The 18143-nt window shown below is 41.9% G+C and carries 20 protein-coding genes; 18 read left to right on the top strand and 2 right to left on the bottom strand.

Annotated elements, in window-relative coordinates:
* Positions 1-86: 86 nt before the first annotated feature.
* The 7 genes from ndk (at position 87) to recA (ending at position 5884) form a co-directional block, all read left to right on the top strand.
* Positions 87-506 carry a nucleoside-diphosphate kinase gene (gene ndk / locus DB729_RS02260; RefSeq protein WP_000438306.1) on the top strand — a complete coding sequence of 140 codons (420 nt, stop codon included), beginning with the start codon at positions 87-89 and terminating at the stop codon, positions 504-506.
* Positions 507-642: 136 nt separating this feature from the next.
* Complete coding sequence (locus DB729_RS02255; RefSeq protein ID WP_000978030.1) at positions 643-1266, top strand: hypothetical protein; 624 nt, start codon at positions 643-645, stop codon at positions 1264-1266.
* Between the two features lie 85 nt (positions 1267-1351).
* Entirely contained in the window at positions 1352-1795 is a 444-nt protein-coding gene (tsaE, locus tag DB729_RS02250) for a tRNA (adenosine(37)-N6)-threonylcarbamoyltransferase complex ATPase subunit type 1 TsaE (RefSeq protein WP_000288252.1), read from the top strand.
* A complete protein-coding gene (locus DB729_RS02245; protein WP_000455522.1) occupies positions 1785-2306 on the top strand; it encodes a GNAT family N-acetyltransferase in 522 nt (173 codons plus the stop codon). The genes tsaE and DB729_RS02245 overlap by 11 nt, the downstream gene beginning before the upstream one ends.
* 4 nt (positions 2307-2310) lie before the next feature.
* On the top strand, positions 2311-3351 hold the full coding sequence (gene lytR / locus DB729_RS02240) for a glycopolymer--peptidoglycan transferase LytR (protein WP_109289623.1): 1041 nt from the start codon (positions 2311-2313) through the stop codon (positions 3349-3351).
* A 73-nt stretch (positions 3352-3424) separates the two neighbouring features.
* Positions 3425-4681, top strand: a complete 1257-nt coding sequence (locus DB729_RS02235) for a competence/damage-inducible protein A (RefSeq protein ID WP_109289624.1) — start codon at positions 3425-3427, stop codon at positions 4679-4681.
* A gap of 54 nt (positions 4682-4735) precedes the next feature.
* Entirely contained in the window at positions 4736-5884 is a 1149-nt protein-coding gene (recA, locus tag DB729_RS02230; RefSeq protein ID WP_001085446.1) for a recombinase RecA, read from the top strand.
* 118 nt (positions 5885-6002) lie between these two features.
* On the opposite strand, the gene DB729_RS02225 is transcribed toward recA, so the two are convergent.
* Positions 6003-6557 carry a GNAT family N-acetyltransferase gene (locus DB729_RS02225; RefSeq protein ID WP_000060287.1) on the bottom strand — a complete coding sequence of 185 codons (555 nt, stop codon included), beginning with the start codon at positions 6555-6557 and terminating at the stop codon, positions 6003-6005.
* 109 nt (positions 6558-6666) lie between these two features.
* Here DB729_RS02225 and DB729_RS02220 point away from each other — a divergent pair, with 109 nt between their 5' ends.
* Positions 6667-8037 (top strand): MATE family efflux transporter, encoded by a 1371-nt coding sequence (locus DB729_RS02220; RefSeq protein WP_109289625.1) that lies wholly within the window; start codon positions 6667-6669, stop codon positions 8035-8037.
* 96 nt (positions 8038-8133) lie between these two features.
* Positions 8134-8850 carry a YebC/PmpR family DNA-binding transcriptional regulator gene (locus DB729_RS02215; RefSeq protein ID WP_000532898.1) on the top strand — a complete coding sequence of 239 codons (717 nt, stop codon included), beginning with the start codon at positions 8134-8136 and terminating at the stop codon, positions 8848-8850.
* A 47-nt stretch (positions 8851-8897) separates the two neighbouring features.
* On the opposite strand, the gene DB729_RS02210 is transcribed toward DB729_RS02215, so the two are convergent.
* Positions 8898-9587, bottom strand: a complete 690-nt coding sequence (locus tag DB729_RS02210) for a CD20-like domain-containing protein (protein ID WP_084849961.1) — start codon at positions 9585-9587, stop codon at positions 8898-8900.
* 193 nt (positions 9588-9780) lie between these two features.
* Between DB729_RS02210 and DB729_RS02205 the strand changes: the two genes are divergently transcribed.
* From DB729_RS02205 to DB729_RS02165, 9 genes are all read left to right on the top strand, one after another.
* Entirely contained in the window at positions 9781-10242 is a 462-nt protein-coding gene (locus DB729_RS02205) for a MarR family winged helix-turn-helix transcriptional regulator (RefSeq protein WP_033585770.1), read from the top strand.
* A complete protein-coding gene (locus DB729_RS02200; RefSeq protein ID WP_084849960.1) occupies positions 10226-11995 on the top strand; it encodes an ABC transporter ATP-binding protein in 1770 nt (589 codons plus the stop codon). Before DB729_RS02205 ends, DB729_RS02200 begins: the two co-directional genes overlap by 17 nt.
* On the top strand, positions 11985-13745 hold the full coding sequence (locus tag DB729_RS02195) for an ABC transporter ATP-binding protein (protein ID WP_109289626.1): 1761 nt from the start codon (positions 11985-11987) through the stop codon (positions 13743-13745). The genes DB729_RS02200 and DB729_RS02195 overlap by 11 nt, the downstream gene beginning before the upstream one ends.
* A gap of 94 nt (positions 13746-13839) precedes the next feature.
* Positions 13840-14343 (top strand): phosphatase PAP2 family protein, encoded by a 504-nt coding sequence (locus DB729_RS02190; RefSeq protein WP_109289627.1) that lies wholly within the window; start codon positions 13840-13842, stop codon positions 14341-14343.
* A 113-nt stretch (positions 14344-14456) separates the two neighbouring features.
* Positions 14457-14903, top strand: coding sequence for a LytTR family DNA-binding domain-containing protein (locus tag DB729_RS02185; RefSeq protein ID WP_000776591.1), 447 nt, complete (start codon positions 14457-14459; stop codon positions 14901-14903).
* Between the two features lie 5 nt (positions 14904-14908).
* Complete coding sequence (locus DB729_RS02180) at positions 14909-15583, top strand: hypothetical protein (RefSeq protein WP_109289628.1); 675 nt, start codon at positions 14909-14911, stop codon at positions 15581-15583.
* Positions 15584-15689: 106 nt separating this feature from the next.
* Positions 15690-15878, top strand: coding sequence for a 50S ribosomal protein L28 (rpmB, locus tag DB729_RS02175; protein WP_001140948.1), 189 nt, complete (start codon positions 15690-15692; stop codon positions 15876-15878).
* A 152-nt stretch (positions 15879-16030) separates the two neighbouring features.
* Positions 16031-16396 carry an Asp23/Gls24 family envelope stress response protein gene (locus tag DB729_RS02170; protein WP_000216435.1) on the top strand — a complete coding sequence of 122 codons (366 nt, stop codon included), beginning with the start codon at positions 16031-16033 and terminating at the stop codon, positions 16394-16396.
* A gap of 2 nt (positions 16397-16398) precedes the next feature.
* Positions 16399-18066, top strand: a complete 1668-nt coding sequence (locus DB729_RS02165) for a DAK2 domain-containing protein (protein WP_109289629.1) — start codon at positions 16399-16401, stop codon at positions 18064-18066.
* Positions 18067-18143: the final 77 nt, after the last annotated feature.

Raw genomic sequence — 18143 nt, 5'->3', positions numbered from 1 at the left:
GTTCTCTTTGCTTTGTTTCAGAAAATTTTCCCACTTTTTCATAAAGTGTGGTAGAATAGAAGAACTAAAATGACAAGGGGATTTATATGGAACAAACATTCTTTATCATTAAGCCAGATGGTGTGAAGAGAGGTCTAGTTGGCGAGGTTTTGAAAAGAATTGAGCGACGTGGTTTCAAACTCGAAAAATTAGAGTTACGTTCAACAGTTTCAGAAGATTTGATTGACCAACACTATCGCGACTTAGTTGGAAAAAGTTTTTATCCTCCTATCCGCCAATTTATGACCTCAGGTCCAATAATTGTGGGAATCATTTCAGGTCCCAAGGTAATTGAAAGCTGGCGTGACATGATGGGGGCCACTCGTCCAGAAGAGGCTCTTCCGGGGACCATCCGGGGAGATTTTGCTAAGGCGGCAGGAGAAAATCAAGCCATTCAAAACGTCGTACATGGATCAGATTCAGAAGAGTCAGCTAAACGAGAAATCGCCCTCTGGTTTAAGGATTAGATTAGAAGAGAACAGTTCTGTGAATGACGGAACTGTTTTTTGTACCGTTCAGCGTCCTAATGTGACATTTCGGAAGTCATTTATCATTTTCTAATCCTGTCAGAGTATAATTTCTTATACGGAGGAAGAAAAGGAAATGATGAAATCAATTCGTGTTTTATTATTATTAGCTGTCGCTCAAATTTTATTTGGAAGTTGTTTATTGTGGAAGGAATCATTTTTATCCTTAAGAGAAGGAAATGTCTATTTTTTAATTCTCATAGTGGGAGTTTCTGGCTTTTGTGCTGGGATTAATTACTTCCATACCTTGGGTCAGAAAAGTCATAGTATTTTGCATTCTGCAGAGAAAGTAAAGCTTATCCATAATCTTCTTTTAATCATCAATCTTTTAGCCAGCTGTTTCATTTTATCAGAAAGTATCCAAGTTGGTACTGAGCTTCAGCAGGATCTAGTTGACCTCTTTTTGCCTTCATTCTTTTTCTTGCTGGGAGTAGATCTATGGATTTTCTTACCTTTTGATAAATATATTCGCGATATGGACAACCATCTCAACAAGAAGAGAACGGTTGTGATTTCCGTTTTAGGCACGATTATTTTCTTGAGAAATCCCGTAACTATCTCCTCCATTCTCCTTTATATCGGTCTCGGTTTTTTATGTGCGCGTTTCCTCTTTCCAAAATCCGTGCAAAGGGAAATTTCATTTTACGGACATGTGATTCGCGATGTTTTATTTGTTATTTGTATTTTTACCTTTTTCTGAGAAAGGCAAGGAGAACTATAAATTTAGCATAGTAAGTCTATAAAGAAAATTCACACAAAAGAAAACTTTTTGGTATAATAGTAACATGTACACAAAAAATGAAGAAGAGCTTCGAGCTCTCGGAGAAAGATTAGGTCATTTGCTTCAAAAAGACGATGTTCTGATCTTGACGGGAGAGTTGGGTGCGGGTAAAACAACCTTTACAAAAGGCCTTGCCAAGGGCTTGGATATCCGTCAGATGATTAAAAGTCCAACTTATACTATCGTGAGAGAGTATGAAGGGCGTCTGCCACTTTACCACTTGGATGTCTACCGTATCGAAGGAGACGCTGATTCTATTGACTTGGATGAGTTTCTTTTTGGTGGCGGTGTGACTGTTATTGAGTGGGGGCATCTTTTGGGTGAGGATTTACCAGATTCCTATTTGGAATTGGAAATTTTGAAAGAAGCTGAGGGTCGTTGTCTTCATTTTACGGCTCATGGCCCTCGGGCTGAACAACTCATCAAGGAGCTTCATGATGGAGTATGAGTTGTGCATTCGTGAGGCAGAGACTTCAGATGCCACAGCTTTGATTGCATTTTTAGATTGTGTCGGTCAAGAGACAGACCTCACTAGCCTAGATGAAAATGGTATCATGATGACAGCGTCTGAAATGGCTCTTTTTATCGAAAAACAAGCTGCATCGGAGAATCAAATTACTCTTCTCGCCTTACTGAATGATGAGATTGCAGGTATCTTAAATATCACAGCGGATCAACATTTAAGAGTTCGGCATATTGGAGATGTTTTTCTAGCAGTTCGCAAGAAATTTTGGAACCAAGGCTTGGCGACTATACTTCTAGAAGAAGGCATCGAGTGGGCTAAAGCCAGTGGTGTCTTGCGCCGTTTGCAACTTAGTGTACAAAAACGAAATGAGGCTGCTATCCACCTCTATTCAAAAATGGGATTTATCATAGAAGGCTTGCAAGAAAGAGGAGCCTATTTAGCAGAAGGGATATTTTTAGATGTTTGTCTGATGGGCAAATTGATAGATGAATAACAAGATGATTAAAAAATTAATTGGAATGGTTCTAGGTTTCCTAGCAGTAACAGTTTTAGGTGTAGCGGTTTATGGCTATACCATCTACCAACAGGGAACAGAAACCCTTAGTAAAAAGACTTACAAAAAAATCGGGGAAGAAACCAACGTTATCGAAGCGACGGAGCCACTGACTATCCTCTTGATGGGGGTAGATACGGGAAATTCGGAACGTACAGATCCGTGGGCAGGGAATAGTGATTCTATGATACTCCTGACGGTTAATCCCAAAACAAAGAAAACCACTATGATGAGTTTGGAACGGGATATTTTGACTAAGATCGAGAATGAAAATGGCCAAGTTCAGGAAGCCAAACTCAATGCGGCCTATGCTAATGGTGGTGCGGAACTTGCAATTTCTACTATTCAAAAGATGATGAATATCCACATTGACCGCTATGTAATGGTCAACATGCAAGGCCTTCAACAATTGGTGGATGCAGTTGGTGGGATCACCGTCAACAATACACTTGGTTTTCCAATTTCTATCACTGACCAAGAAGAGTTTAATAAGATTTCCATTGGTGTTGGGGAACAAAACTTGAATGGTGAGGAAGCCTTGGTGTATTCACGGATGCGTTACCAAGACCCTGAAGGAGACTACGGCCGTCAAAAGCGTCAACGTGAAGTCATTCAAAAAATCGTTGAGAAGGTTTTGAGCCTAAACAGTGTGAGCCATTATCAAGGTATCCTCAAAGCTTTGAGTGATAACATGCAGACCAATGTGGACTTATCAGCTAAGAGCATTCCACAATTGCTCGGCTATCAAGATTCTTTCAAAAATATTGAGACGCATCAATTGCGCGGAGAAGATGCTGAGCTACAAGGGATTTCTTATCAGATTGTCACTTCAGAACATATGCTCGAAATGCAAAATCTCTTGCGCAGTTCACTAGGTAAAGAGCCAGTGACAGAATTGGAAACCAATGCGGTACTGTACGAAACAGCCTTTGGTCGGACGGCACCTTCATCCAGTACCAGTGTTTCAAACGAAGAGGTAGAATAAAACAAAGAATTAAATCGTGGGAAATTTCCTGCGATTTTTTCAAAAAAATTCGAATAGATAAGTAGGAGGAAACATGAAAGCAGAAATCATTGCTGTTGGAACAGAAATTTTAACAGGGCAGATCGTCAATACCAATGCTCAGTTTTTATCAGAGAAACTAGCCGAAATCGGGGTAGATGTTTATTTTCAAACAGCTGTCGGAGACAATGAAGCTCGTCTTTTGTCCTTGCTTGAGATTGCGAGTCAACGTAGTAATCTTGTGATTTTGACAGGGGGCTTAGGACCAACCGAGGATGATTTAACCAAACAAACTCTGGCTAAATTTTTGGGAAAAAATCTAGTGTTTGATCCTCAAGCCCAGGAAAAACTAGATATCTTTTTTGCCCAAAGGCCAGACTATGCTCGGACACCGAATAATGAGCGCCAAGCCCAAATTGTAGAAGGGGCGACTCCACTGCCAAATGAGACAGGCTTAGCGGTAGGAGGGGTATCGGAAGTAGATGGCGTGACCTACGTGGTCCTCCCAGGACCGCCAAGTGAGTTGAAACCCATGGTCTTAAATCAACTCTTACCCAAGTTAATGACAGGTACCAAGTTATACTCACGAGTGCTCCGTTTCTTTGGGATTGGTGAAAGTCAGTTGGTGACCATTTTGGCGGATTTGATTAACAATCAAACAGATCCGACCTTAGCTCCTTATGCCAAAACGGGAGAGGTGACCTTGCGCTTGTCTACAAAAGCAGTTAGTCAAGAAAAGGCTGATCAAGCATTGGACACCTTGGAAAATCAAATCTTAGATCGCCAGACTTTTGAGGGAATTTCTCTACGAGACATCTGTTATGGATATGGGGAAGAAACCAGCCTCGCGAGTGTCGTTGTAGAAGAGCTAAAGAAGAGACAGAAAAGCATTACTGCGGCAGAAAGCTTGACGGCAGGTCTCTTTCAAGCGACATTAGCAGACTTTTCAGGTGTTTCAGCTATCTTTAATGGCGGTTTTGTCACTTACAGCCTAGAAGAAAAGTCTAAGATGTTGGATATTTCCGAGCAAGAGCTAAAAGAACACGGGGTCGTTTCTGAGTTTACGGCTCGAAAAATGGCAGAACAGGCACGGCTCAAGACTCAGTCTGATTATGGAGTCAGTCTGACAGGTGTAGCTGGGCCAGATAGCCTAGAGGGGCATCCAGCCGGCACAGTTTTTATTGGACTGGCACATGCAAAAGGGACAGAGGTGATCAAGGCTAATATCGCAGGACGGAGTCGAGCAGATGTACGTCATATCGCGGTTATGCATGCCTTTAACCTAGTTCGCAAGGCTTTATTAAGTGACTAAATTTTGATATAATAGTAGATAGGTCTAAGGACCAGTAGAATATAGGAGAACAGAATGGCGAAAAAACCAAAAAAATTAGATGAAATTTCAAAAAAGTTTGGAGCGGATCGTGAAAAAGCCTTGAACGATGCTCTTAAATTGATTGAAAAAGACTTCGGTAAGGGATCAATCATGCGCTTGGGTGAACGCGCAGAACAAAAAGTGCAAGTCATGAGTTCAGGGTCCTTGGCTCTTGACATTGCTCTTGGTTCAGGTGGTTATCCTAAGGGACGCATCATCGAAATCTACGGACCAGAATCTTCTGGTAAGACAACGGTTGCCCTTCACGCTGTTGCGCAAGCACAGAAAGAAGGTGGTATTGCAGCCTTTATCGATGCGGAACATGCTCTTGACCCAGCCTATGCTGCAGCCCTTGGTGTAAACATTGACGAATTGCTCTTGTCACAACCAGACTCAGGAGAGCAAGGTCTTGAAATTGCTGGAAAATTGATTGACTCAGGTGCAGTTGACCTTGTTGTTATTGACTCAGTTGCGGCCCTTGTACCTCGTGCAGAAATTGATGGGGATATTGGAGACAGCCACGTTGGTTTGCAGGCTCGTATGATGAGTCAGGCCATGCGTAAACTTGGTGCTTCTATCAATAAAACCAAAACAATTGCCATCTTTATCAACCAGTTGCGTGAAAAAGTTGGGGTTATGTTTGGAAATCCAGAAACAACACCTGGTGGACGTGCTCTGAAATTCTACGCTTCAGTCCGTTTGGATGTTCGTGGAAGCACACAAATCAAAGGAACTGGTGACCAAAAAGATACCAATGTCGGTAAGGAAACCAAGATCAAGGTCGTGAAAAATAAGGTAGCTCCACCGTTTAAGGAAGCCTTCGTTGAAATCATGTACGGAGAAGGGATTTCTAAGACTGGTGAGCTCTTGAAGATCGCAAGTGATCTCGATATCATCCAAAAAGCAGGAGCGTGGTACTCTTACAAGGGTGAAAAAATCGGGCAAGGATCTGAAAATGCTAAGAAATACTTGGCGGATCACCCAGAGATTTTTGATGAGATCGACCATCAGGTTCGTGTTCAATACGGTTTGATTGAAGATGAAGAAGGAACCACTTCTACTTCTGCCGCTGAAGATTTGGCACCTAACCAAGAAGTGACGCTTGACCTAGGCGATGGACTTGAAATCGAAATTGAAGATTAAAGATAAAACTAGGGAAAGCTTTCAAAATCATAAAAACGCATAATATCAGGTATTTAGAACCTTGATATTATGCGTTTTATTGTGAGAAAGTTCGTTAGACTTCTCTTCCTTGAAACAACTAATGATCACTAAAGCGCCTGTATTTGATGTGAAAGTCAAAATAATGTTCATCTTGTAATTTTTGGAAGATGTCGCGATAGGCTTCCTCGTCGAAATGGTCACCGCGGTAGAGAATTTCAAAACTCAATCCATCATACTCTAGAAAAGCGTTAGCTGTTTTGAAGCCATTTTGTTGATAGAAGCTCATACGAGCTTTTCTTTGTTCCAAGTTATCGCATTCTTCATCCAATCGCTCTACTTCAAGCAACATGGTTCGCTGATAAAAATCAGTTAGTTTGTCGATAATTTCCTTCCCATATCCGTGACTTCTTAAGTGAGGCATGATGGCAAAAAAGCTAATATAGAAAGCCTTTTGGTTGGAGATGGCAAAAGCAAAGCCAACAAATTCTTCTTCGTTATAAAAAGCAAAAAAGTGGGCGTCATCTCGGTCCTGATAGCGCAAAAACTCAGAAAGAGGGACCCGTTCTTCCTCGGGGAAAGCTTCGTTATTTAGCTTTTCAACTTTATCAAGATCTGGAAACACATCGGTTATTAATTGACTGGTCAAACTCATAAATGACCTCCTTTTCTTGATTATAGCAAATTGTCTCTCTGGAAGCAATTGATTTCAGGATTCGTTAAAGAATCTTGTCGGTCCTCTGGAAAGCTGATATAATATCTTTATGAATAAAAAACGAACAGTGGACCTGATTCATGGCTCCATTCTCCCCTTACTTTTGAGTTTTGCCCTTCCAATTCTGTTGTCCAATATCTTCCAACAGCTGTATAATACAGCTGACGTCTTGATTGTAGGGCGGTTCCTTGGACAAGAATCCCTAGCAGCAGTAGGAGCAACGACGGCTATTTTTGATCTGATTATCGGCTTTGCCCTCGGAGTTGGAAATGGGATGGGAGTTGTCATCGCTCGTCTCTACGGTGCTCGTAATTTTGCTAAGATTAAAGAAGCTGTTGCAGCAACTTGGATTCTGGGTGCCATCCTGAGTGCTCTTGTCATGCTGATGGGTTTCTTCGGTCTTTATCCACTCTTGCAGTACCTAGAAACACCTGTAGAAATCCTTCCTCAATCCTACGAGTACATCTCCATGATTGTTACCTGTGTAGGGGTTAGTTTTGCTTACAATCTTTTTGCAGGCTTACTGCGCTCGATTGGTGATAGCCTTGCGGCTCTTGCTTTTCTTATCTTCTCAGCTATCGTTAATGTGATCTTGGATTTGTATTTTATTACGCAACTGCATCTGGGAGTTCAGTCTGCGGGTCTTGCGACTATTATCTCGCAAGGTCTGTCAGCTATTCTCTGTTATTTTTATATTCGTAAGAGTGTTCCAGAGCTTCTTCCGGGTCTCAAACATTTCAAATGGAATAAGTCTCTCTATGTTGATCTCTTGGAGCAGGGGCTAGCCATGGGTCTGATGGGGTCAATCGTCTCTATCGGAAGTGTCATTTTGCAATCCTCTGTCAATAGTTTTGGTGCAGTCATTATCAGTGCTCAAACGGCAGCGCGCAGAATCATGGCCTTTGCCTTGCTGCCAATGACGGCTATTTCAGCATCGATGACGACTTTTATCTCTCAAAACTTTGGGGCGAAACGTCCCGAACGTATTGTCCAAGGCCTTCGTTTAGGGAGCTATTTGAGTATGTCTTGGGCAGCCTTTGCCTGTATTTTCCTATTTTTTGCCAGTCCTAGCCTAGTCTCTTTCTTGGCGAGTTCGACAGACAGCTATTTGGTAGAAAACGGGACCTTGTACTTACGTATCAGTTCGGTATTCTATCCATTTTTAAGCCTTTTATTGATTTATAGAAATAGTTTGCAGGGACTAGGCCAAAAACTTTTGCCACTTATATCTAGCTTTATAGAATTGTTTGGGAAAATTATTTTCGTAGCTTGGATTATTCCTTGGACAGGCTATACAGGTGTTATTCTCTGTGAACCGCTACTCTGGGTTGTGATGACTGTCCAACTTTACTTCTCCCTTTCCCGACACCCTTGGATAAAAGAAGGCAAGAAAATCGTGGCAGTCGGAGGCAAAGCCTAGCTTGCTTTGCAAAAGAAAATCCATTTCCTCTAGTGAAAATCAGCTAGACTTGTGTTATAATAAGAAAGATTAAAATGTGAAAAAAGGAGATTCCTAATGGGACGTAAATGGGCCAATATCGTAGCCAAGAAAACGGCTAAAGATGGAGCTAACTCTAAAGTATATGCAAAATTTGGTGTAGAAATCTATGTAGCAGCTAAAAAAGGGGAACCAGATCCAGAATCAAATACTGCTTTGAAATTCGTTATCGATCGTGCTAAACAAGCGCAAGTGCCAAAACACGTTATTGATAAGGCTATCGATAAGGCAAAAGGAAACACAGACGAAACCTTTACAGAAGGACGTTACGAAGGATTTGGACCAAATGGTTCTATGCTGATTGTGGATACCTTGACTTCAAACGTCAACCGTACAGCTGCGAACGTTCGTGCTGCTTTTGGTAAAAATGGCGGTAACATGGGAGCTTCAGGTTCTGTTTCTTACCTCTTTGACAACAAGGGTGTGATCGTATTTGCTGGTGATGATGCGGATGCTATCTTTGAGCTTTTGCTTGAAGCAGACATTGATGTGGATGATGTAGAAGCAGAAGAAGGAACAATCACTGTTTACACAGCTCCAACTGACCTTCACAAGGCCATCGTTGCTTTGCGTGAGTCTGGTATCGAAGAATTCCAAGTAACTGAACTGGAAATGATTCCTCAATCAGAAGTTGAGTTGTCAGGTGAAGACCTTGAAACCTTTGAAAAACTTTACAGCGTTCTTGAAGATGATGAGGACGTCCAAAAGATCTACACAAACGTAGATGGATTCTAATAAAAAAGCGAACAGACTTGCTAGCTGTTCGCTTTTTATATTTGAGATTAGATTCTGGAACCAGAATCTCTTTGCTGTTGGCTTTCTCCTAGGCCCAAAGCCATTTTATGAATTAGTAAGAGCTGTCCATTGTCCTGTTTTGCAAAAGTTAAGGTAACAGTCTTGATATTGTCACCAATAGAGATATAGGTGATTTTTCTCGTATCATATCCCCCAATAGTGGAGTCAAACTCGGAGTCTGGTAGTCCGTGTTTTTTGATAATATCCTTGTAATTGGTACCACCTTTTCCTTTGTTATCAAGGTCACCTTCGATTAAAGCGTCGAACTGTTCTTGGGTCCAAGTGAAGGTATCGTCTTCTTCCTCCTCTTCAGGGAGTGAATCAATGGTATCATCTGTCAAGTCGCGTTCCATTGAGGAGCTAGCTTCTCTATAGGAACGGTTAAACTCTCTGACAAATTCTTTGTAGACATTAGCATACAACATCTGGGTCGTAAGGAAGAGTATAATAGAAGCAATTGACAAGGATGTTCCGATAATGGCCATTGTTTTCCGTTTTTTGAGATTGGCAATAAGTCCGATAATACCTAAGATCAACGCGACAATAGCGATGAAAAACGATAGATAGTTAATAAACGGGATCCAAGATCCTAAAAGTGCGATGGCTCCAAAAATGGTTGCTAAAATCCCTAAAACTTTTTGTTCTTCTGGTTTCATTTGAACGTTTTCTCCCTTCATCAAGTGAATGGATTCCTATCCACGGTAGCTAGTGCTTATTATAGAGAAAATATTCTCCAATGTCAATTCAGACTAAAATAGTTCTCTAGGAAACTTTTTTCTTGACATCTCTTCTGAAAGTGATAAAATAGTTCTCATGGAAACGTAATTAGTTCTCCAGAGAACTATATTTAATCGTGAGAAAGGAGCAATCATGGACAAGCCGATGTTGATGTTTAAACGTTTTGGATACCAGGCTCATCTGATGATACAGAAAGAAGCCAAGCGATGTGGCCTTGAATTTATGGGTGGACCGCAGGGGCAGGTTCTGCGTTTTTTAGATTGCCAAGAACAGTCTGAAAATCTGGTCTTAATTAAGGATATCGAGCAGGAACTCAATATTACTAAATCTGTTGCGAGTAATCTAGTCAAGCGCATGGTACAAAATGGTTTGGTTGAACTAGAGGCCAGCCCGAGTGATAAGCGGGCAAAGTTTGTTCGCTTGACGGATAAATCGCGTTCGCAGATGCAAGAAGTTAAGGCCTTTTTTGATCGGATCAATCAGAGTCTGCTAGAGGGTGTTTCAAAGTCAGACTTGGCAATCTTTGAAAAGGTCCTCTGTCAGTTGCAAGAAAATGTTGAGAAGATAGGAGGAGAGAATGAAGAAACTCGCTAAACGTATTACAGGAAAAGAGTGGGGGATGATTGTCCTTGCGATTCTTTTCACTTGTTTCTCGGTCTATCTAGAGTTAGAGGTGCCGACTTATATTTCGCAAATTACAGAATTACTGGGAACTTCTGGAACGCAGTTGGGTGAACTCTGGTCACCAGCTGCGAAGATGATTGGTTTGTCTTTATTGGCTTTCTTTTCATCTGTTATGGTGGGTTTCTTTGCTGCTCGTGTTGCAGCATCCTATACAACCCATCTACGTAGAGACGTATTTCATCGCGTTTTAGATTTTTCGCAGACAGAAATCAAGCGCTTTTCAATCCCAAGTCTTTTGACTCGGACGACCAATGATATTACCCAGGTACAGATGCTCTTTACCATGGGCTTGCAGGTGGTTACTCGTGGGCCAATTATGGCTATCTGGGCCATTGGAAAAATCCTTGGGAAATCGGAATACTGGCTCTGGGCGGTCGTTGTGGCTGTTATTGTGAATGTCTTGATGACCACCGTTCTTATGACTCTGGCCTTTCCAAAACAATCGGTCATCCAAAAATTGACAGATAAACTCAATAGTATCACTCGTGAAAGTTTGACTGGGATTCGAGTTGTTCGCGCATACAATGCCGAGGATTACCAAGATAAGAAATTTGAGGAAGCTAATACTGAAGTCACCCGTCTCAATCTCTTTGTCACCCGTTTGATGGCGATTATAAATCCTATTATGATGGCGATTTCGAGTGGCTTGAGTCTAGCTATCTACTGGATTGGAGCCTATATCATCAATGACGCAAATTTGACAGACCGTCTACCACTCTTTAGTGATATGGTGGTCTTCATGTCTTATGCCATGCAGGTCGTGATGGGCTTCCTTCTCATGGGAGCACTCTTCATCGTTCTTCCTCGTACCTTGGTTTCGGCAGGACGTATCAATCAAGTATTGGATTTGCATTCTTCTATTGAAAATCCTAGTCAAGCACAGACAGCGGACCCTTCAGTTCAAGGGCAAGTGGAATTTCGTGATGTGACTTTCCGCTACTCTAAAAACTCTGAAGCAGTCGTGGAACATGTCACTTTCAAAGCAGAAGCGGGTCAAACCGTGGCCTTCATCGGATCGACTGGATCAGGTAAGTCCACCCTAGTCAACCTCTTGCCACGTTTTTACGACGTTTCAGATGGAGAAATCCTAGTGGACGGAGTTAATGTGCAAGATTATGACTTGGAAGATTTGCGCAATAAGGTCGGCTATATTCCACAAAAAGCTGTGCTCTTCTCTGGAGATGTCAAGGGGAACTTAGACTTTGGTAAGAGCAAAGAAACTCCTCTAAGCGAAGCTGCTATGTGGCAAGCTCTAGAATTGGCCCAGTCTAAAACCTTTATCGAGGATAAGGAAGCAGGTCTTGCATCAGAAGTAGCCCAAGGCGGAACCAACTTCTCAGGAGGTCAAAGACAGCGTTTGGCCATTGCGCGCGCCTTGGCTCGTAAACCAGAGATTCTCATCTTTGATGACTCTTTCTCAGCCTTGGACTACAAGACAGATCGTGTCCTGCGCCAAGAGCTAGCTGAGAAAACAAAATCCATGACCAAACTTATCGTAGCGCAGCGGATTTCTACCATTATGGATGCTGACCTGATCTTAGTCTTGGATCAAGGAAAAGTCGTGGGGCAAGGCACCCACAAGGAACTTCTAGCTACCAACGAAGTCTACCAAGAAATTGCCTACTCACAACTATCGAAGGAGGAATTGGAACATGGAAAATAAGAAAATGTCTTTTTGGAAATATTATAAACCTTTTCTAGCAGGTCTCCAACTTCCCCTACTAGTAGCGATTGTAGCAGCTGTATGTTCAAGCATCATCACTGTTTATGGACCAACCAAGATTAAAGAAATTACCAACTTGATTTCAGATGGTTTGATGACGGGAATTGACCTAGAGGCTGTTTCAAGTATTGCTAGCTTTTTAGTGATTCTCTATGTGTTTGGAGCTATCCTTAATTATACACAGGCCTATATCTTTTCAACAAGTATCCAACATTTTTCAAAACGCTTGCGGACAGCAATCGCTGAAAAGATCAATCGTTTACCTCTTGCTTATTTTGATCGCCATTCTCAAGGGGACACTCTATCTCGTGTAACCAATGATGTGGATACGGCGGCGCAATCTCTCAACCAAAGTCTAGGGACAGTTCTTTCATCTATTTTTCTACTAATTGCTGTCTTGGTGACCATGTTTGGGATGAACTGGATTTTGGCACTGGTAACCGTTGTATCAACCCTTGTTGGTTTTGCGGCAGTTTCCGTAATTATGGCCAAGTCACAGGGTTATTTTAAAGCCCAACAAAATAATCTAGCGGCCGTCAATGGTTACGTAGAAGAAATGTACTCTGGCCATAATGTAGTGACTAGCTACAACGCAGTAGATACTTCCAAAGCGAGATTTGCAGGTTTAAACCAAGACTTGCACGACAGTATCTGGAAATCTCAATTTATCTCAGGTATCATGATGCCAGCCATGATCTTTGTTGGGAACTTTAGTTATGTGTTGGTCATCATCGTTGGGGCCGCGCTGGCGTTAGAAGGACATATCACTATAGGGATCATTGTAGCCTTTATGGTCTATGTTCGGACCTTCTCCCAACCTCTGTCACAGATTGCTCAAGGGATTACAAACTTACAACAAGCGAGTGCAGCCATGGGACGTGTCTTTGAATTTCTAGGTGAAGCTGAGATGCAGGATGAATCCCATAAGGAAAGACAATTGACTGACATGAAAGGGGAAGTGGTCTTTGATCATGTGTCCTTTGGTTATACACCAGAGCGCACCATCATCCATGACTTTTCTGCAACAGCTCATGCAGGTCAAAAGGTCGCAATCGTTGGACCGACTGGAGCTGGTAAGACAACCATTGTCAATCTTTTGATGAAGTTCTATGAGATTGATAAGGGAAGTATCCGTATCGATGGTGTCGATACCAAGGATATGAAGCGCTCAGAAGTACACGATGCCTTTTCAATGGTCTTGCAAGATACTTGGCTCTTTGAAGGAACCATTCGAGATAATCTCATCTACAATCAAACAGGCATCAGCGATGAGCGGATGATGGAAGCCAGCAAGGCTGTGGGAATCCACCACTTTATCATGACTTTGCCAGACGGTTATGACACTATCTTGGACGATACAGTGACCTTGTCTGTCGGACAAAAACAACTCTTAACCATTGCTCGTGCTTTGCTGAAGGACGCACCGCTCTTGATTTTGGATGAAGCGACATCCTCAGTTGACACACGTACAGAGGAATTGATTCAGAAAGCCATGGACCGTTTGATGGAGGGTAGAACTTCCTTTGTCATCGCCCACCGCTTGTCAACTATCCGTAATGCAGATTTGATTCTTGTCATGAAAGATGGCAATATCATCGAACAAGGCAATCACGAGGAGCTGATGGCACAAGGTGGCTTCTACGCTGACTTGTACAATAGTCAATTTACAGAAGACGAAGCAGAAGAATAAATCAAAAGAAGGCTTGACGGCCTTCTTTTTCTGCACTATACTAGAAGACAAGCGCCTCACCTAGAGGCAAAAAAGTAATGAATGAGAAGCATAAATGAAAAATTATCAAGAATGGTATCGAAATATCAGCTCCAAACTCACCAGCCATCCCACCCTTTTATTTCTATTACGCAGTTTCAATCGTTTGATGACGGTCGCCATGCCTCTGATCTATCTGACCTTGCTAGTCACTACTTATCTGCAGCTTGGACTTGGGAAGCAAGTTGGGGTTTATGTGCTTATCCCTGCATCAGGTTTTGTGATTTTGTCTCTTTTTCGTAAGAAAATAAACCACCCGCGACCTTATGAAACTTGGGATATCTGTCCCCTGCTTGAAAAAGATAGCTCGGGACAGTCGATGCCCAGTCGCCATGTTTTTTCGGCAACTATCATCTCCATGGCCTGTCTGCATGCCAGTCTACCTGTTGGTTTAGCATACTTGATCTTTTCAGCTTTGCTGGGCTTGGTGAGGGTTTTAGGGGGTGTTCATTATCCCAAGGATGTCTTGGTTGGCTATGCTTGTGGTCTGGTGTGGGGATTCTTTTTCTTCCTATTCTGATATGTAAGTTAAGCTAGTCCTACAACCACTTACTGCTTCAAAATGACCACTTGCTTTTTTGCCCTTGTATTCCTAACTTAGCTTTGATATAGTAGAGTCAGAAAGGAGATGTGATGAAGTTACGAATTGAGATTGACGGCAATTTAGAGGAAACTGAAATTGTCATCAAGACACCCACTTTGACAGATGAAATTGCAGATTTGCAACGACTCTTGCAAGAGTCAAAGGCTCCGAGGTTGACTTTTTACAAGGGGACAGGTGAATATTATCTAGACCTGTCAGAAATTCTCTTCTTTGAAACAGAAGGGAGCAAGATCTACGCTCATAACCAGAAGGAAGCCTATGAAGTTCGTCTCAAACTTTATGAGTTGGAGTCCATCTTGCCTCGCTATTTTAGTCGAGTGTCCAAGTCAACGATCGCAAATATCCGTCAGATTTACTCAGTGGACAAGTCCTTTTCAGGAACGGGCACCATTTCCTTCTATCAGACGCACAAGGAGGTTCATGTCTCACGGCATTACCAATCCCTCCTAAAAGAAAATCTAAGAAACATGAGGTAAAAAAGATGAAAAAGAAAGCATTTGGTATTGTTTTATTGGTTTTAGCAGCTTGGATCTTGCTGCAAGGAAATTTTGGCATTCCTTCTTTGGATGGTAAGATATGGCCTTTGCTAGGAATTGTTTTTTTTGCTTATAAGTCCATTGAGTCCATCCTTAGACGCCATCTAACTGCGGCAGTTTTTACAGGTTTACTGGCACTCGTCATTGCAAATTACGCTTATGACTTGTTGCCAGTTACAAATCATTCTCTCATCTGGGCTAGCATCTTGGTAGTACTCGGTGTTGGTTATCTGACACATTCAAGTAAGTTCTGGCATGAAAAAAAGTGGTGGTACAATGGAGAAAAAACAGTCATTACGGATAAGGAAGTCGTATTTGGAAGCGGGACTTTCTATAAGCAAGATCAAGATATTGTAGACGACCAAGTGGAAGTCGCTTTTGGGGACGCTAAAATCTACTATGACAATGCAGAGATGTTAGGTGATTTTGCGACTTTAAATATTGAAGTGGCCTTCGGAAATGCAACAGTCTATGTTCCACAACACTGGCGTGTCGATTTGAAAGTAGAAACATCCTTTGGTGCAGCTAAGGCAGATGCTCCTGTAACACCAACAAACAAAACCCTGATTATTCGTGGGGAAGTTGCTTTTGGTAAACTTGGAGTTGTTTACGTTAAATAAAAAAAGTCTCCTAATTTCCTTGCCAAAATAGAGAAAGTGTGATAACATAGTACGGTATGTGGTGCTAGCACATCCGCTATATTAGATCTAATAGGAGGAAAACACAATGGCTAAAGTATGTTACTTTACAGGTCGTAAGACTGTATCAGGAAACAACCGTTCACACGCGATGAACCAAACAAAACGTGCCGTAAAACCAAACCTTCAAAAAGTTACTGTTCTTATCGATGGTAAACCTAAAAAAGTTTGGGCTTCAGCTCGTGCTTTGAAATCAGGTAAAGTTGAACGCGTTTAATAAAAATGAAAAGACCGCTTAGGTCTTTTTCTTTTGCTCTAGAGATAAAACCATTTGAAAAATAGAGTAAATATCCGCCGATACAGCATTCTGCTTTTACACTTGGGATGAAATATGATAAAATAGAGTATCAACTAGTTGAGGTAAAAAAAATGACTGTAAAAATTAATACAAAAGATGGTCAAATCGAACTGACAGATGAAGTGATTGCAACCGTAGTAGGTGGTGCCGCAACTGAGATTTTTGGTGTGGTCGGTATGGCTAGTAAAAATGCCCTCAAAGACAATTTCCAAGCCCTCCTTGGTAAGGAAAATTATTCTAAGGGTGTTGTCGTGAAGGCAGCCGAAGATGGTAGCATCGCAGTTGATGTTTATACCGTGTTGAGCTACGGAATAAAGATAAGCGAAGTGTCAAAAAACATTCAAGAGCGTGTTCGTTTTAGTCTAGAAAATCAACTAGGAATTACTGCTCAGACTGTGAATGTCTACATTCAAAATATCAAAGTTGTAGGAGAATAATCGTGTCAAAAATTACTACCAGTTTATTCCAAGAGATGGTGCAAGCTGCATCAACTCGTTTGAATAAGCAAGCAGAATATGTCAATTCATTGAACGTCTTTCCAGTTCCAGATGGAGATACTGGGACAAACATGGGAATGACCATTGAAAATGGTGCGAAAGAAGTAGCAGACAAGCCTGCTTCTACAGTTGGAGAAGTAGCGAGCATTCTTGCCAAAGGGCTCTTGATGGGTGCCCGTGGGAACTCAGGGGTTATCACATCTCAGCTCTTCCGTGGCTTCTCTCAGGCTATCAAGGAAAAGGATGAATTAACAGGTCAAGACTTGGCTCTTGCCTTCCAATCCGGTGTCGAAGTAGCTTATAAAGCGGTTATGAAACCAGTTGAAGGAACCATTTTGACTGTTTCTCGTGGAGCGGCTATTGGAGCTAAGAAAAAAGCCGAGGAGACAGATGATGCTGTTGAGGTCATGCGTGCAGCCTTGGAAGGTGCAAAAGCAGCTTTGGCTAAGACACCAGAAATGCTTCCAGTCCTTAAGGAAGTTGGTGTGGTAGACTCAGGTGGTCAAGGTTTGGTCTTCATCTACGAAGGATTCCTTTCAGCTCTTACTGGTGAATACAGTGCTTCTGAAGACTTTGTAGCGACTCCTGCCAACATGAGTGAAATGATCAATGCAGAGCACCACAAGTCTGTAGCAGGTCATGTGGCAACTGAGGATATTACCTTCGGTTACTGTACAGAGATTATGGTAGCTCTCAAACAAGGTCCAACTTATTCTAAGGACTTTGACTATGATGAATTCCGTAACTACTTGAATGACTTAGGCGACTCACTGCTTGTTGTCAACGATGATGAGATTGTCAAAGTTCACGTCCATACAGAAGATCCAGGTCTTGTCATGCAAGAAGGTCTCAAATATGGTAGCTTGATCAAGGTAAAAGTGGACAACATGCGTAACCAACACGAAGCGCAAGTTGAAAAAGAAGCAACTCAAGGCAACAAGCCTGCTGAAACAAAAGAGTATGCCCTTATCGCAGTAGTAGCTGGTCCAGGTTTAGCAGATATCTTCCGTGCCCAAGGTGTGGATTATGTCATCGAAGGTGGTCAGACAATGAACCCTTCAACAGAAGACTTTATCAAGGCTGTTGAACAGGTCAATGCTCGCAACATTATCTTCTTGCCAAACAACAAAAATATCTTTATGGCAGCTCAATCTGCGGCTGAAGTGCTTGAACAACCTGCTGTTGTGGTAGAAGCACGCACAATTCCTCAAGGGTTGACCAGTCTTCTTGCCTTTGATCCAAGCAAATCAATCGAAGAAAACAAAGAACGTATGACTGCAGCCCTTGGTGATGTTATCAGCGGTAGTGTAACAACAGCCGTTCGTGATACAACTATCGATGGATTAGCAATTCGTGAAAATGACAATCTTGGTATGGTAGATGGGAAAATCCTCGTGTCAAATCCTGACATGCATCAAACCTTGACAGAAACATTGAAACACATGTTGGACGAAGATAGTGAAATCGTGACTTTCTATGTCGGAGAAGACGGAAGCGAAGAACTTGCCAATGAAATTGCCCAAGAAATCGCAGAAGAATTCGAAGATGTTGAAGTAGAGATTCACCAAGGTCAACAACCCGTATATCCATATCTTTTCAGTGTGGAATAAAAATTTAATTGATTAAAAAGAAAGTTGATTTTGCAACTTTCTTTTTTTATGACATTTGTCATATTTCCTAGTGACAG

Source organism: Streptococcus halitosis, assembly GCF_003143695.2.
Lineage (GTDB): Bacteria > Bacillota > Bacilli > Lactobacillales > Streptococcaceae > Streptococcus > Streptococcus halitosis.
This window is presented reverse-complemented; position numbering and strand designations above follow the sequence as displayed.